We start from the raw sequence: 15,983 nt of genomic DNA on the forward strand, positions 1-15,983 counted from the left end.
AATAAAAGGGTTTGTTTTTGTTGCATGGAAGAAGCTTACCAAATAATAGAGGGAAGGAAGTTATCGTATGAAAAGTTTAATGAAAGTAATACCACTCTTATTATTTATAGGGTTAACCCTTGCTGCGTGCGGTTCTGATGATTCAGAAGAGACAGCTGAGGCTGAACATGATGGCACATTAACTATTTATGTCGGTCTGGAAGAAGAGCATGCGATTGCAGCAATTAATCAATTTACGGAGGATACGGGAATTAATGTAGATATGGTTCGTATGTCTACCGGAGAGATATTAGCTAAAATTCGTTCTGAGCAACAAAATCCACAGGCAGATATTTGGTATGGCGGTCCAGCGGATACATTTGTTGCTGCAAAAGAAGAGGACTTACTGCAGCCTTATCAATCTCCAGAGGCAGAAGCAATTCCTGAAGAATATCGGGATGAGGAAGGCTATTGGACAGGGATTTATTTAGGGCTTATCGGCTTTGCCACAAGCCAGGATTTTTTAGATGAGCATGACCTGGAAGCACCAGCGAGCTGGGATGATTTATTAGATCCGGCGTATAAGGATATGGCGGTAGTTGCTCACCCCGGTTCTTCCGGAACAGCGTATACGGCACTTTATTCTATTCTTCGAGCAAAGGGCAGTGATGATGCCGGTTTTGAATATTTGAAACAGCTCGATGACCAGGTCCAGCAGTACACAACAAGCGGATCTGCTCCTGGACGAATGGTAGGTATGAATGAAGTAGGAACAGGAATTTTATTCTCGCATAATATTATTAAGTTCCAAAAAGAAGGCTTTGACAACATCGTCTTAAGTTTTCCGGAAGAAGGAACCGGATATGAAATTGGCGGTGTCGGTATTATTAACGGAGCCCCAAATGAGGAACTGGCAAAAGAGTTTATCGATTGGGCTGTAAGTGCAAAAGCACAGGAGGTTGGACAGGAAGCAAATGCATTTAATAATCTAACGCATCCAGATGCTGTTGAGCCGGAGGAAGCAGCTGATTTGGAAGAGATTGAATTAATTGATTCTGATCCTATCGAGGCTGGGCAGCGCCGTCAGGAAATTTTGGATCGTTGGGAAGATGAAGTGAATAATTAAGACAAATCATCGTTTTATATGTGAAAAGTCGAATGGTTCAACATTCTTATTTTAGAATTTGGACTTATTCGGCTTTTTTGTTGATTTCATTGAATATTTATAATCAAAAACCTAGAATACATTCTTTTCATCTAGTCATTTAGCGAATAAAATTAGTCAACAATTATACAAAATCAGATTATAAAAATATGCGTTATATTACCTTACTAATTCTATGCCGTTTTAAAAGGAATTTATTTGGTGTTGATAATGTAAGCGCATACAAATAAACTGAAAACATAAAAAAGGGGGAGGGTAATCACTTTGAAAAAATCTATGCAATTATTATTTATACTTTTTGTTGTTTTTCTGCTTGCGGCATGTGGAGCAAATGATTCAAACGAAGTAGACGGGGCAGATGAAGGAGATAGTCCAAGCGGAACATTAACGGTCTATGTTGGATTTCAGGAAGATCATGCGATTGCGGCAATTGACAGGTTCCAAGAGGATACAGGAATTGATGTGGATATGGTTCGGATGTCAGCTGGGGAAATATTAGCTAAGATACGTGCTGAACGAGATAATCCGCAGGCAGATATTTGGTATGGCGGTCCAGCAGATACATTTGAAGCAGCTAAAATGGAAGACTTATTGCATGCATATGATTCACCAGTAGCAGCAGATATTCCAGAAGGGTATAAAGATCCAGAGCATTATTGGACAGGTATTTATGAAGGAGCAATTGGTTTTGCGACGAATCAAAATTTCTTAGATGAGAATAATTTGGAAGCTCCATCAAGCTGGGATGACCTGTTAGATCCTGTTTACGAAAATGAATTAGTTATGCCGCATCCAAATTCATCAGGTACAGCTTATACAGCATTATATTCTGTTCTTCTTGCAAAAGGTGGAGATGAGGAAGGATTTGAATATTTAAAGGCACTTCACCCGCAAGTTCAACAATATACAACAAGTGGTTCAGCACCAGGAAGAATGGTTGGGCTAAACGAGGTAGGAGCAGGGATTACATTTGCACACGAACTTGTTAAATTTCAAGAAGAAGGATTTGACGATATTGTTATCTCATTCCCAGAGGATGGTACCGGTTTTGAAGTTGGAGCAGTCGCTATTATAGAAGGGGCTCCAAATGAAGCATTGGCACAAGAGTTTATTGATTGGGCGGCAGGTCCAGGAGCACAAGAAGTAGGGCAAGAGACAAATAATTTCCAAAGTCCCGTACATCCCGATGCAAATCAACCTGAAGAAGCTCCAAATTTAGATGAAATTAATTTATTAAATTCAGATCCGAAAGAGGCAGGGGAGCGCCGTCAGGAAATTCTGGATCGCTGGGATAATGAAGTGAATAATTAAAATATAAAATAGCACAAATAATGAAAAATGGAGGTATAAATAAAGAACCGATTCAAAACCCACTTGATTTATAGAAGAAAAAATGAACAAAAAAGAGAAATCCGAACTCCTTCAAATTCTATGAAAAATTTTTGAAGGCAGTTCGAATTTCTCTTTAACTAATATATTACTATTCCACTTTATTAGATTACATAAAATATGGATCATGCGTGTAATTTCTCCACACCAATTCTATACCGTTTCAAAAGGAATTCATTTGGTGTTGAATATGGAAGCGTATACACATAAACTGAAAACATAAGAAGAAGGGGGATAATTACATTGAAGAAATCTATAAAATTAATATTTATATTATTTGTTGTTTCTCTGCTTGCCGCATGTGGATCAAATAATTCAGATGACTCTGGTGGAGCAGATACTGGAGATCGGCCAAGCGGAACATTAACGGTTTATGTTGGCTTCCAGGAAGATCATGCTATTGCCGCGATCGATAAATTTCAGCAGGATACAGGAATTAATGTCGATATGGTTCGGATGTCAGCTGGAGAAATTCTGGCCAAGGTACGTGCGGAAAAGGATAATCCGCAGGCAGACATTTGGTATGGCGGACCTGCCGATACATTTGAAGCTGCTAAAATGGAAGATTTGTTACATGCTTATGACTCACCAGTAGCAGCAGACATCCCGGATGAGTATAGGGATTCAGATCATTATTGGACAGGCGTATATGTAGGAGCGATTGCTTTTGCAACCAATCAGAACTTCCTGGATGATAATGGCTTGGAAGCGCCGACAAGCTGGGATGACTTGTTAGATCCTGCTTATCAGAATCAGTTAGTTATGGCGCATCCGAGTTCATCAGGTACCGCTTATACAGCATTATATTCCATTCTTCGTGCAAAAGGCGGCGATGAAGAAGGATTTGAATATCTCAAGGAACTTCACCCGCAAGTGCAACAATATACAACAAGCGGTTCGGCGCCGGGTAGAATGGTTGGTCTAAATGAAGTAGGAGCAGGAATTCTGTTTGCACATGATATTGTTAAATATCAAAAAGAAGGATTTGATGATATTGTTCTTTCTTTCCCGGAGGATGGTACCGGATTTGAAATTGGTGCAGTTGCCATTATAGAAGGAGCTCCAAATGAAGAGCTGGCGCAAGAGTTTATCGATTGGGCAGCAGGACCTGAAGCACAAGAAGTTGGTCAAGAAACAGATAACTTCCAGAGCCTTACCCATCCAGACGCTACTCCACCTGAAGGAGCGCCGGACTTAGATGCTATTAATCTGCTGGATTCGGATCCGAAAGAAGCTGGAGAACGCCGTCAGGAAATTCTGGACCGCTGGGATAATGAAGTAAATAACTAGAGACAGAAAACGTTGAGAATTGGGAGCCTTGTCAGCTCCCTTTTTCAACATAAAAGGAGTGAAAGCTTTCTATGAAGGAGAATATACGTAATTTATTTAAACAGCCATTACTTCTTCTATTAGTCGTATTGGTTATGCTGACACTAATCATTTTTATTGCTTATCCAATGTTTCAAATTTTTCTATCCAGTTTTCTTTCTAATGGAGAGTTTGATTGGCAAGGTTATCAAAGGGTTTTCGCTGGAGGGCAGTTAACGAGTGCTTTAACAAATTCACTGGTTTTAGCTATCATTGTTTCCATTTTATCAACAGCTATTGCTTATTTCTTTGCTTATACCTTTGCTTATATCGATGTACCGTTTAAAAAATTATTTAATGGAATTGCTATTTTACCAGTTATTTCCCCGCCTTTTGTTATTGCTTTATCCGCAATCTTACTTTTTGGAAGAGGCGGCTTTATCTCAGAAACACTGCTGGGGATCGAGAATGCGAATATTTATGGTTTACATGGTCTGATTCTGGTGCAGACATTAACGTATTTCCCGGTTGCTTTTCTTGTATTAGCTGGTTTATTACGATCAATTAGCCCGGCACTGGAAGAAGCAAGTGATAACCTTGGTTCTACTAAATGGCAGACATTTAAAAAAGTGACATTACCATTATCTGTACCAGGGATAGGGAATGCCTTTTTACTTGTATTTATTCAGTCCATGGCTGATTTTGGTAACCCGATGACCATCGGTGGAGATTATAACACGGTTGCAAGAGAAATTTATATGCAGGCAGTCGGAAGCTATAATATGCAAGCTGGAGCTGCTTTGGCCATGGTTCTGCTGACAGTAACAGTTATCCTTTATGCTGTTCAAAAATTCTGGGTTGGTAAAAAGAGCTACGTTACCGTGACAGGAAAACCAACCTCAGCACGGAAAATGGTTTCCACAGGTGTATTCCGCAGAATCATGATCGGGATTTGCTACGGTTTATCAGCAACCGTTATCTTATTTTATATCTTAGTTCCAATTGGTTCGTTTATTCAACTATGGGGTGTGAATTACAGCTTTACCTTAGACCATTACAGCTATGTATTCTCGATCGGACAAAAAGCAGTATTAGATACGTTACAGCTATCCATTATTGCCACGCCAATTGGTGGATTATTCGCCATGATTCTTGCTTTTTTAATTGTCCGCAAAAGATTTGCAGGAAAGAAATTAATGGAAGGCATCAGCATGCTTTCGATTGCTATTCCGGGAACGGTAATTGGTATCTCATACATCTTGGCATTTAACCAGGCACCGCTGGCAATTACAGGAACAGCATTAATTATTATCGCTGCATTCATTGTTCGTGCGATGCCGGTGGGGATCAGATCCGGAATTACATCTCTGCAGCAGATAGATCCTTCGATTGAAGAAGCGGCAACAAACTTGGGAGCGAGCGGTTCTAAAACTTTCTTTTCTATTGTATTACCGTTGATTCGACCGGCATTTTTCAGTTCGCTGGTATACACCTTCGTAAAAAGTATGACAGCAATGAGTGCTGTAATATTCCTTGTTTCAGCCAGATATAATCTGATTACTGCTTCTATCCTGGCACAGGTGGAGTCGGGAAGAATCGGTGTTGCGAGTGCGTACTGTACATTACTGATTATTTTAATGATTATTGCCATGTTAATTTTAAATGGTTTAACCGCTTTATTTACAGGTAAGTGGAAATTAGGAAAAGATAAACAAACTGGTGCAGAAATTGCTTCAAAAGATTCTGTAACGACTTAAAGAGGATGCTTAAATACTTGGAGGGATAAATACATGTCAGCAAAATCCGTAAAACTCGAGAATGTAACAAAACAATTTACTGATGATGAAGGAAAGACAATGACAGCTGTGAATGATGTCAGCCTGCATATTGAAAAAGGAGAATTTGCCACACTATTGGGTCCTTCCGGTTGCGGGAAGACAACGACATTGCGTATGATTGCCGGATTTGAAGAATTATCGAATGGTGCGATTATGTTTGGGGAAGATAATGTCCAGAACATACCTGCAAATAAAAGAGATTGTACGATGGTATTCCAATCATATGCATTATTTCCGCATATGTCAGTATATGATAATATTTGCTATGGACTCAAATTGAAAAAATTAAGTAAAAGTGACATTGAAAAGCGTGTAACACCAATCATGGATATTATGAACCTGCATGTCAACAAAAATAGAATGCCAAACCAATTATCTGGCGGACAGCAGCAGCGTGTTGCCCTTGCCCGGGCATTGGTAATGGAGCCGGGAGTATTACTTTTTGATGAACCATTGTCAAATTTAGATGCGAAGCTCCGGATTACCATGCGTGATGAAATTCGCCGTATTCAGAAGGAATTGGGTATTACTGCAATTTATGTCACCCATGATCAAAGTGAAGCGATGAGTTTAAGTGACCGGATTGTTGTGATGAATGAAGGTCGTATTGAGCAGGCCGGACCGCCAATGGAAGTCTATCAAAAGCCGAAAACCAAATTCGTTTCCGACTTTATCGGCACAGCAAACTTCTTGGACGGTGTAGTAGATAAAAAAGAATCGGACCGTCTGTTTGTAAAAACAACACAAACGACAATAGAAGTGCAACAGGAAGATGCAGACAAATTCGATGAAGGACAGTCTGTCTCCGTTGTTGTCCGCCCGGAAGCAATTAATCTCAGTAAGGAAGGAACAGAGCCTGCTAAGGTTGTGAAAAGTGTGTTTATGGGGCAAATACAGGAATACGAGCTTGATTTCAATGGTATCCATCTGCATGCTGTTGTGGCAGATCCAGGCGGAAAAGAAGTGTACTATGACGGAGATGATGTTCACCTGACGTTCTCACAACGTTCATTGCATGTTGTACCAGCATAATGTTTAATAAGAAAAGGAGGAGAATATATGCGGAAAATAATTATCTTATTGTGTGCAGCTCTTCTCCTTTTTTCTGGTTGCGGCAAAGCTGGTCAAAAAGAAGAATTATTAGTCTATACCGGAATGGATACGGCTTATATGATTCGAATTGCAGAACAGTTTGAACGGGATACAGGTATTCGTATTTCCTTCCAAAGAAAAAGTAATCATGAAATCCTTCAATCGTTGGAAGATAGAGAGGAAGCATTTGATATTTGGTACGGCGGGTCGTCCATTTTAATGGAGGATGCAAAGCAGCAGGAGCTTCTGCTGCCATATATATCGGAAAAAAGAGAGGAAATTGATGAAAAATATAAAGATGAAGAAGGCTATTGGACAGGAATTAGTGTCGGTGTTCTCGCTATTGTGATTAATCGCCAGTGGCATCTTGAGCAGGGAGTCAGTAATCCCGGGAGGTGGAGTGACCTGCAACGGGTGGAATATAAAAACTGGCTGACATTGCCAAGTCCGGAGTCCACAGAAGCAGGGTATCTTACAATTGCTCTTTTTAATGAATTATATGGTGAATTGCGGACAAGGAGTGTACTGCAAAATATTAATCAAAATGTGACCGAGTATACATTGGCGGAGGATTCGACGGGAAGATTTATCGGCTATAAAGAAAGTGCTGCGACCATTATGTTTGCTCACGATGCCATGCGTTTGAAGAATGAAGGGTTTAATGAGCTAAACATTATTTATCCGACAGAGCCGACAACGTATGAAGTCGGGGCAATTGCTATGACGGCAACTGTTCAAAATGAGGAAGCTGCTCAGCAATTTATTGATTGGTCTTTAACAAAGGAAGCGCAGGAAATAGGTCAAAGAATAGGGAGTTATCATATGCTGACGAATGTAAATGCGGTGAATCCGGTACAGTCCGTTTCGCTGGATGAGCTATTAATTATGCCTGTCGATGAGAAAAAAGCCGTAGAGAACCGATCAGATATTATTTCCAATTTTAAAGAGGTCATAAAATATAGAGAGTAAAGGAGAGGATGCGCTGTGACAGCTACTATTTTTGATTTACATACACATCATGACAGGTGCGGGCATGCTGAAGGCAAGATAGAGGATTACATTCAGGCGGCAATAGAGCGCAAATTGCATTATATTGGCATTTCAGATCATTCTCCGTACTTTTATTTGGAGGAAGATCAGCCACATCCGGGAATTGCAATGGCGAAGAGCGAGCTGGATGATTATGTGAATGAAGTATTAAAGCTCAAGGAAAAGTACAAGAATAAAATTCATGTGCTGCTTGGGATGGAGAGCGATTATTTTCCTGAATACGCATCCATGTACAGTAACATATGTAAGAAATACCCATTTGATTATATCATTGGCTCTGTTCATCATGTTCATGAAAAAAGTATTTTTCTTAAAGGCAGGTGGAATCGGCTGTCAGAGCAGGAGCGCCTGAAGGAAAAAGAATCCTATTACCATTTGATTCAGCAATCTGCCAGAAGTGGTATGTTTCAAGTGTTGGGGCATATTGATGCGATGAAAGGATATTTGCTGGATTTTCATGATGTTGAAACATCCGTGGTAGAAGAAACGCTACGAGTAATTGCCGAAGAAGGTGTAGCGATGGAAGTGAATACATCTGGTAAGAATAAGGACTGTGGAGGATGGTACCCTTCCCATGAAATATTAGAACGAGCCTATCATTATGGTGTGGATATATCTTTCGGGTCAGATTCCCATGTGCCTTCAAGAGTAGCTGATGATTACCTGGAAGTCCAAGAGACATTAAGGCAGATCGGCTTTAAGGAAATGGTTTATTTTGTAGAAAAGAAAAGGCATGCTGTGCCATTATAATGTACAGCGTATGGGGAAAATAAAGTATTCGTCGATCCATAGCGAATGCGAATTTTTCTCATATTAGATTGGTATTCATGTAAGAAATAGCTATACAAGCAAAAGACTTCATATTCCATTTATTAAAATGCTACAAGCTGAATGGATTTAAGAACGAGTATTAAAAAGGGGCGTGATGGAATGAAAAAACATCTATTAATCTCTGATTTAGACGGTACTTTACTTAATGGAAAACAGGAAATAAGTATGGAGAACAAAAAATCCATCCAGCAGTTTATAAAAAATGGCGGGTTGTTTACTATTGCAACAGGACGAATTGAAAAATCTGTCTATCCTTATGTGGAGGAATTGGGAATCACGCTTCCGGTCATCCTGTATAATGGAGCTGTTATATACGATTATCAGAATCAAAAGCGTCTATTTGAGCAGAAGATTAGTCATTTTACCTCTTTGTTTAAGCGGTTGCAAGCATTTAGTGACAGCCATGCTATTGGTATTAATTACTACCAAAATGAACAAGCCTATGTTCCAGATTATAATGAATTCATTAAGGAGCATGAGAAAAAAGATAAGGTGGAGGTAAAAGAAATAGATGCTGATTTTGATACAAGCGCTGTGACAAAAGTTCTTGTTATATCGGATGACCCTGCTGCATTGAAACACTGTGAAAAACTGGTTCAATGCAGTGGTGTCCCATGTGATACGGTCTATTCAGATAAAATCTATCTGGAAATTCTTCCGAAAAATGTATCGAAAGGAAATGCTGTTAAAGAGCTGCTGAAATATATCAATCGATCAGATTTACATATCACCTGTGTTGGAGACCATGAAAATGATTTGAGCATGTTACAAATAGCGGATACAGCTTATGTGGTTGAAAATGCCATTACATTATTGAAGCAGCAAAACTTTCGGGAAACCGTTCATCATGAGCATCATGCTATTCAAAGCATTATCGGAGAGATAAGTCATTCTGTTTCTTGAAAGTGATAAAAGCAGATTGTTTATTAAAACTCCAATTCTAAAGAGAAGGTGATGTAATGTATGAGAAGATACATGAAGCTGTGATAGAAGCGGGAAGAAATCTGGTAGAGAAGGTGAATTCAACATTTACTGTTGAAACAAAGGGCAGTGATGTAGATTTGGTTACGGAAATGGATAAGAAAACGGAAAAATTTATTACAGAAGAAATAAAAGGGAACTTTCCTAAACATACTGTTATTGGAGAAGAAACGGTAGAAGACATTGGACATGATAAAATGCTCGAAATGTTAGCAACTCATCCCAATCTATGGATAATAGATCCGATTGATGGAACAACCAATTATGTACATGGGCTGCCAGGATATACGATTTCCGTAGCCTTGTACTGTAAGGGAGAAGCAGTTTATGGTATTATTTATGACCCTGTCGCAAAAGAATTATTTATTGCTGAACGAGGAAAAGGTGCAGCCTTGAATGGGAAAGCAATACGTGTAAGTGAACAGGGTTCTTTAGCGGAGAGCCTCGTTTCAACAGGAATCCCTGCTAAATATGAAAGTGACCGTAATCATGTCTTAGAAGGATATGTGAAAATTGCTCCGTTGACTCGGAATGTCCGTACTTTCGGCTCAGCAGCCTTACATTGTGCTTATGTTGCTTCCGGACGTCTGGATGCATTCTGGGAATGGGGAGTAAATATTTGGGATATTGCTGCCGGCAGATTGATTGTCGAGGAAGCAGGAGGGAGTGTCTATCAATTGGATGGTCATGAAGTTCAATTTGACTTTCCTCATTTCACCTGCACGAACGGAAGGATTGATAAGGAATGGAAGGAGACCTTTGCTTCTGTACATGGTTTTTGATGAAAGTATTTTCGCTGATTCCGATAAAATCATTCGTAAAAAAATATGAAAGCAATTGCTGTATTGAAAAGCTTTAAAATGAAACATAATGACATTTGGAGTAAATTAAAGAGCATTCTTAGGAAGCTGATTCCTAGGAATGTTCTTTTTTATTTCCGGAGAGTATTCCCAAAGTCCATTAACAAAGGCACGCCAATTAAAAGGAATACGGATAACCTTCTGCGTTTTGTGAGCAATGCAGAAATGCTGGCAATCTCCATTCTGCTCCTGAATTGTTTCTCAATTTATTTCTATATAGTTCAAAATAAAGTATTGTAACCTTTACCGATACTGCTGAATTGTTATTTCGGCTGGCAAAGCGTCCATTCATGTTGTTTGAAAGCGCTTCCTTAATAGTCAGGAAACGATTCAGTATAGCGGTGAAAAATAAGGTGTACTTATAATGAATTTAGGAGGCGAACTAAGTGAAAGAGCGTCATGCCCGTTTACTCCAGTTATTAAAAATGTATGAACAGGAGGGGAAATACGTAAGTGGTGATGTACTGAGTGAGAAGCTCGGAGTGAGCACGAGAACAATCAGAAGCGATATCCGTTATTTAAATAAACAGTATCTTGCAGATGCGGAAATCTGTTCAAATAACCGACTCGGCTATAAGTTGGTTGGGAGAATGGAGGTTTTTAAGAAACAGGATTATCTCGAATTTAATCAGCGTGCTTTTTATATTGTTCAATCACTAATGGAAGCGGATTCTTGGAAGTCTTACCAGGAAATAGCTGATTTTTTACATGTTTCTGCACAGACTGTTAATTCTGATTTGAATCGAATCACCGAGTTGGTTGCCAATCAGCAATTTGAGATTACTTTTGAAACAGAGACGTTTTCAGGCATACGTATGAATGGAGAAGAAATAGATAAACGCCTGTTATTAGCTCATTTTGTAAAAAGAGATTTTGCGACAATAGAGGAATTGCGGCATGAATTAAAAGAGCTTTTTACCAAATGGTGGTTTGATGGAAGACAAATTGACGATACCATGGCTCGTTTAGACGAATCGCTGGAGCAGTATGGCATTTCCTTAAATATGCATGTTAAGTCTATGCTGGTTGTGGCGGTTTTGATACAAACATATCGCTTAAATCAAACAGCTGTTTCTAAACTTGACGTAGACCTGTGTCAATACGGCAAACCATTGAGAGAAAAATTGGTAGCCCAGGCTATTTTGAAAAAGGAAGGTCTTAAAAATGGAGAATTACTCCTAAGAGAATCTTCATTTCTGGCGGTTCAATTAATAGGCTGGAAGGTATTCCCTGATTCTAAAGGGGTAAAGGATGGTTATCTATTTAAAAATATTGACTTACAAATTAATGAGTCATTATCTATCTTAGGTGAAAAGTATGGATATGATTTTTTGGAGGATCATCAGCTGGTTAATGGTTTGCAGGCTCATATAAAAAGAATGATCTATCCGCTGGCATATCGGATTTTAATAAACAACCCATTTTTATCCTTTATCAAATCAGAGTATATTCAAGCCTATCAAATGGCAGTGGTTTTTTCAAAGCTAATAAGCAGCCGGGTTTCTATCCATATTCCTGAGAATGAGGTGGGATACATTGCACTTCATATTGAAGCTGCGATAGAAAGGATGAATGATTTAAAAATCAAGGCAGCGGTTATTTTCAAAGAAAATCATGTGCTGGCCACACTTAGTAAGCAGAAGATTGAAAAAAACTTTAGACAGATTGAAGTGGTTGGCATGTACTCTATCAATGAACGGCAACAACTGCCTGAGAATGTATCATTGGTTATTTCACAGTTACCGATTAAAAACATCGATAAAAAAGTAATTGTAGTTAATGAATTCCTGCAGGTAGATGACTTGGCAACGATCAAGCAAAATATCACTTTTGGTATCTTAAAAGATCGCGTGAGTGAGGAAAAATTAATTTATCTAAATGAGTCAACAAAAGAGGCTTTTTTGGAGAAGATGGTTGATTATTTTCATCTGCAGCATTATTTCAATGGCATACTGGACCGGGAAAATCTATCCTCTACGGATATTGGTAATGAAATTGCAATACCGCATCCACTTTTTTCAACGAATGAAGAAGAATCTTACATTTATATTGGAGTAAATCAGCAAAGAATGACTTGGGGAGAACGCTCTGTTCGTTTAGTGTTTTTACTCATTTTAAGTGAAAGAGATAAGTTGAGGTATGAATATATTTATCGGGAAATCTATCAATTGATGAAAAATAAATCAACAATTGAAAATCTATTAACTACAAATTCATATAAAGCGTTTATGGAAAACTTACAATAATTATATTGGAGGAATAAATATGTTAATGACAATGAAAGAGATTCTGGACGTGGCGTATAAAAATAAATTTGCAGTGGGTTCTTATAATGTTTCCAACAGTGAGTTGTTAAGAGCGATTATAGAAACTGCTGAAGAAAAAAATTCACCGGCGATTATTCAAATTCATCCCAATGAACTTAATCTGGTAGGTGATGACTTTGTTGCCTATGCAAGAGAAGCAGCTCATAAAGCAAAAGTCCCCGTTGTCATCCATCAAGATCATTGCGGAACGATAGAAGGAACCTTGCGGGCAATTCGTAATGGCTACACCTCGGTAATGATTGATGGATCTCATTTACCATTTGAAGAAAACATTACACTGACGAAAAAAGCAGTAGAGGTTGCTCATGCGGTAGGTGTTTCCGTAGAGGCTGAATTAGGAACTATCGGCGAAAATGAAGGAAGCTCAGAAGGTGGAGCCGCTCAAATTTTATATACAGATCCTGATCAGGCGCAAGAGTTTGTAGAACGTACCAATTGCGATACATTGGCTGTTGCTATTGGAACTTCCCATGGCTTTTATCCGAAAAATTTAAAGCCGGAGATTCAATTGGATCGCTTGGAAAAAATTAATAATAAATTGGATATTCCGCTTGTTCTGCACGGAGGTTCTGATAATCCGGACGAGGATATCCGCAATTCGACAAAGTATGGAATTGCTAAAATTAATTTATCCAGTGATATGAAACGGGCATTTTTCAATCAACTGCGTGCAACCCTAGCCGAAAAACCAGATGATTTTGAACCGGATATTCTGTTCCCGGAAGCAAATGAGGCGGCGAAGGAAGTATTGAGAAATAAAATGGATTTATTCGGTTCCTCTGACAAGGCGTCTCTTTACAATTTAGGAACAAAATAGTATAAAAAATTCTTTTTTATTTTATTCTAACGAATTATAAAGGAGCTATGTGCAATGGAAGAATTGGAAGTGAAGCTGTCTGAGCTGCTTGATGAAACAGCGATCGACTTAGAAATGGATGTGCAGTCAAAGCATGAAGCGATTGAAAGGCTGACAGATTTGTTGGTTTTCAATGGAGTGATTGAATCGAAGGCAACTTTTTTAGAGGATGTTTATGAGCGTGAAGCACAAGGATTAACAGGGATTGGTAACGGCATCGCTATTCCTCATGGAAAATCAGCGGGAGTCCAAAAAACGTCTATAGCTATTGGAAGATCAAAGAACGGTTTGGAATGGGAAACGTTGGATGAAGAGCCTGTTCAGACAATTATCTTGTTCGCGGTAAAAGAAAGTGATAAAAATAATTTTCACTTAAAGCTTTTAGCTAAAATTGCCGGGGCACTGGCAGATGAGGAAGTTTGTCATCAGGTGAAAAATGCAGGCAGTGTAGAGGAGATTATTCGAGCCTTGCAAGAAGAAAAGTAGAAAAAGTTTTAGGCAGTCAATAAAAAGTGGTTTATTTCCAAGGAGGCATATGTATGAAAATTGTGGGAGTAGCAGCTTGTACGGCAGGAATAGCACACACTTATTTAGCAAAAGAAAAGCTGGTGAAAGCTGCACAGGAAGCTGGACATATCGTGAAAATTGAAACGCAGGGAACAATTGGGACTGAAGATGAATTAACAGCAAAAGAAATTACAGATGCAGATGTTGTAATTATAGCGGCCGATATCAGCATATCAGGGAGGGAAAGATTTAAAGATAAAAAAGTAATTCAGATCCCTACGCATATTGCTATGAAATCGCCCAAAGCGCTTGTGAAAAAAATAGAAGCGGAATTAAATGCTGCAAGTGAATAGGAGGGTAACTGGTGAAAAAGGTTGGTTTTGTAATTAAGAAACACTTGCTTACCGGAATATCTTATATGATTCCGCTTATCGTTGCGGCGGGGATATGTATTGCATTAGGGCAAATATTTGGAGGCATTGATGTTGCAGAGAAAGAAGGAACCATTCCTTTTTATTTAAATCAAATCGGCGGTTGGGGTATGTCGCTGGTGGTTCCACTGATTTCAGCAGCCATTGCTATGTCTATTTCGGATAGACCCGGGCTCGCACCGGGGTTTGTTATCGGTTTTATCGCGAATGAGATCGAAAGCGGTTTTATCGGCGGCATTATCGGCGGATTCCTGGTGGGATATGTTGTTCTTCTGGTAAAAAAATATATCAAAGTGCCAAAAAGCATGCTGGGGCTGATGCCGGTAATGATTATTCCGGTAATTGCAACCGTTATCAGCGGGCTTCTGATGATTACCATCATTGGACAGCCTATATCTGCTTTGCAGGGAACTTTATTAACCATGCTTGAGAATATGGAGGGCGGCTCTAATTTTATTATGGGTTCGATCCTCGGAGCTATGGCAAGTTTTGACTTTGGAGGTCCTGTAAACAAAACAATGTCTCTCTTTGCAGATGGGCTGCTGGTTGATGGTGTTTATGGACCACAGGCGGTTAAGTTTATTGGTTCCATGGTACCTCCGTTTGGTATTGCCTTGTCCTTTTTGTTAACACGCTATAAGTACACAAAAACGGAAAAAGAAGCACTGAAGGCGGCGGTTCCGATGGGGATATGCATGATTACAGAAGGTGTTATTCCTATTGCTGCAAGAGATATCATTCGTGTTGTTGCTTCTTGCTCATTAGGATCAGCAGTTGGCGGCGGGTTATCCATGACACTCGGAGTAGGAAGCACCGTTCCTCACGGCGGATTACTGGTGGTTCCGTTGATGATTCAGCCAATGTATTTCCTGCTTTGTTTAGGAGTTGGAATTATTGTGACGGGTATTACTTTATCTGTATGGAAACCGGCGGTAAAAGAGCATGAAGAAAATAAAGTAGAAGAAGAGGAAGAAGCGGATCTTTCGGGAATTGATTTTAAAACAGGGTTATAATATAACATAGTGCTGGTATCCGTTATTTAGGATACCAGTATTATTTTAACATTCTGTAGTTCGACAGAGTTGGAGCTGATATACTGGTAAATCAAGAGGAATTTCAAGCATTATTCTAAACAGGGCTAGGGCTATCAATAAGGTAATGCAATCCAAAATAAAAAACATACGAAAATCCAAGCGGATTGTTTAAACCTCTATTAACAGCCATTAAAGACAGCTTAAAAAATGAGAGGTTTATTTAATTGTGTCAAAAATTGATTCCTTATCCTGTTATTACCGGAAACAAGAATGATCAACCTTATAGTAAGCTATCCAACATAGCAAACATACTAACATTAGTAGTGCAGACCAAG

Annotated in this window: 14 protein-coding genes; all 14 read left to right on the forward strand. The window is 39.1% G+C overall.

The window, feature by feature from the left end; all coding sequences use genetic code 11:
• Positions 1 to 67 precede the first annotated feature (67 nt).
• The 14 genes from FLK20_RS06820 to FLK20_RS06885 all read left to right on the forward strand — a co-directional run bounded on the left by FLK20_RS06820 (position 68) and on the right by FLK20_RS06885 (position 15,627).
• Positions 68 to 1,105, forward strand: a complete 1,038-nt coding sequence (locus FLK20_RS06820; protein ID WP_152655790.1) for an ABC transporter substrate-binding protein — start codon at positions 68 to 70, stop codon at positions 1,103 to 1,105.
• Between the two features lie 303 nt (positions 1,106 to 1,408).
• Positions 1,409 to 2,455 carry an ABC transporter substrate-binding protein gene (locus FLK20_RS06825; protein WP_227994876.1) on the forward strand — a complete coding sequence of 349 codons (1,047 nt, stop codon included), beginning with the start codon at positions 1,409 to 1,411 and terminating at the stop codon, positions 2,453 to 2,455.
• A 321-nt stretch (positions 2,456 to 2,776) separates the two neighbouring features.
• Complete coding sequence (locus FLK20_RS06830) at positions 2,777 to 3,823, forward strand: ABC transporter substrate-binding protein (RefSeq protein ID WP_152655791.1); 1,047 nt, start codon at positions 2,777 to 2,779, stop codon at positions 3,821 to 3,823.
• Between the two features lie 71 nt (positions 3,824 to 3,894).
• Positions 3,895 to 5,598 carry an ABC transporter permease gene (locus FLK20_RS06835; RefSeq protein ID WP_152655792.1) on the forward strand — a complete coding sequence of 568 codons (1,704 nt, stop codon included), beginning with the start codon at positions 3,895 to 3,897 and terminating at the stop codon, positions 5,596 to 5,598.
• 33 nt (positions 5,599 to 5,631) lie between these two features.
• A complete protein-coding gene (locus FLK20_RS06840) occupies positions 5,632 to 6,711 on the forward strand; it encodes an ABC transporter ATP-binding protein (RefSeq protein WP_152655793.1) in 1,080 nt (359 codons plus the stop codon).
• A gap of 27 nt (positions 6,712 to 6,738) precedes the next feature.
• Positions 6,739 to 7,740 carry an extracellular solute-binding protein gene (locus FLK20_RS06845; protein ID WP_152655794.1) on the forward strand — a complete coding sequence of 334 codons (1,002 nt, stop codon included), beginning with the start codon at positions 6,739 to 6,741 and terminating at the stop codon, positions 7,738 to 7,740.
• Between the two features lie 15 nt (positions 7,741 to 7,755).
• Positions 7,756 to 8,571: a histidinol-phosphatase gene (locus FLK20_RS06850; protein WP_152655795.1), complete on the forward strand. Its 816-nt coding sequence runs from the start codon at positions 7,756 to 7,758 to the stop codon at positions 8,569 to 8,571.
• Positions 8,572 to 8,751: 180 nt separating this feature from the next.
• On the forward strand, positions 8,752 to 9,555 hold the full coding sequence (locus FLK20_RS06855; RefSeq protein ID WP_194165556.1) for a Cof-type HAD-IIB family hydrolase: 804 nt from the start codon (positions 8,752 to 8,754) through the stop codon (positions 9,553 to 9,555).
• Between the two features lie 56 nt (positions 9,556 to 9,611).
• Positions 9,612 to 10,415 carry an inositol monophosphatase family protein gene (locus FLK20_RS06860; RefSeq protein WP_152655797.1) on the forward strand — a complete coding sequence of 268 codons (804 nt, stop codon included), beginning with the start codon at positions 9,612 to 9,614 and terminating at the stop codon, positions 10,413 to 10,415.
• Between the two features lie 464 nt (positions 10,416 to 10,879).
• Complete coding sequence (locus FLK20_RS06865; protein ID WP_152655798.1) at positions 10,880 to 12,739, forward strand: BglG family transcription antiterminator; 1,860 nt, start codon at positions 10,880 to 10,882, stop codon at positions 12,737 to 12,739.
• 19 nt (positions 12,740 to 12,758) lie between these two features.
• Positions 12,759 to 13,637: a ketose-bisphosphate aldolase gene (locus FLK20_RS06870; protein ID WP_152655799.1), complete on the forward strand. Its 879-nt coding sequence runs from the start codon at positions 12,759 to 12,761 to the stop codon at positions 13,635 to 13,637.
• 54 nt (positions 13,638 to 13,691) lie between these two features.
• A complete protein-coding gene (locus tag FLK20_RS06875; RefSeq protein WP_227994877.1) occupies positions 13,692 to 14,162 on the forward strand; it encodes a PTS sugar transporter subunit IIA in 471 nt (156 codons plus the stop codon).
• Between the two features lie 53 nt (positions 14,163 to 14,215).
• Positions 14,216 to 14,536 carry a PTS fructose transporter subunit IIB gene (locus tag FLK20_RS06880; protein WP_152655800.1) on the forward strand — a complete coding sequence of 107 codons (321 nt, stop codon included), beginning with the start codon at positions 14,216 to 14,218 and terminating at the stop codon, positions 14,534 to 14,536.
• 8 nt (positions 14,537 to 14,544) lie between these two features.
• Entirely contained in the window at positions 14,545 to 15,627 is a 1,083-nt protein-coding gene (locus tag FLK20_RS06885; protein ID WP_227994879.1) for a PTS fructose transporter subunit IIC, read from the forward strand.
• Positions 15,628 to 15,983: the final 356 nt, after the last annotated feature.

The sequence above is a fragment of the Oceanobacillus sp. CFH 90083 genome (assembly GCF_009389585.1).
Classification (GTDB): Bacteria; Bacillota; Bacilli; order Bacillales; family Amphibacillaceae; genus Oceanobacillus.

Excerpts from the sequence above, each read along its gene's own strand:
- FLK20_RS06820 (WP_152655790.1), top strand. The coding sequence starts at position 68 with ATGAAAAGTTTAATGAAAGTAATACCACTCTTATTATTTATAGGGTTA.
- FLK20_RS06835 (WP_152655792.1), top strand. The coding sequence starts at position 3,895 with ATGAAGGAGAATATACGTAATTTATTTAAACAGCCATTACTTCTTCTA.
- FLK20_RS06840 (WP_152655793.1), top strand. The coding sequence starts at position 5,632 with ATGTCAGCAAAATCCGTAAAACTCGAGAATGTAACAAAACAATTTACT.
- FLK20_RS06845 (WP_152655794.1), top strand. The coding sequence starts at position 6,739 with ATGCGGAAAATAATTATCTTATTGTGTGCAGCTCTTCTCCTTTTTTCT.
- FLK20_RS06855 (WP_194165556.1), top strand. The coding sequence starts at position 8,752 with ATGAAAAAACATCTATTAATCTCTGATTTAGACGGTACTTTACTTAAT.
- FLK20_RS06860 (WP_152655797.1), top strand. The coding sequence starts at position 9,612 with ATGTATGAGAAGATACATGAAGCTGTGATAGAAGCGGGAAGAAATCTG.
- FLK20_RS06870 (WP_152655799.1), top strand. The coding sequence starts at position 12,759 with ATGTTAATGACAATGAAAGAGATTCTGGACGTGGCGTATAAAAATAAA.
- FLK20_RS06875 (WP_227994877.1), top strand. The coding sequence starts at position 13,692 with ATGGAAGAATTGGAAGTGAAGCTGTCTGAGCTGCTTGATGAAACAGCG.
- FLK20_RS06880 (WP_152655800.1), top strand. The coding sequence starts at position 14,216 with ATGAAAATTGTGGGAGTAGCAGCTTGTACGGCAGGAATAGCACACACT.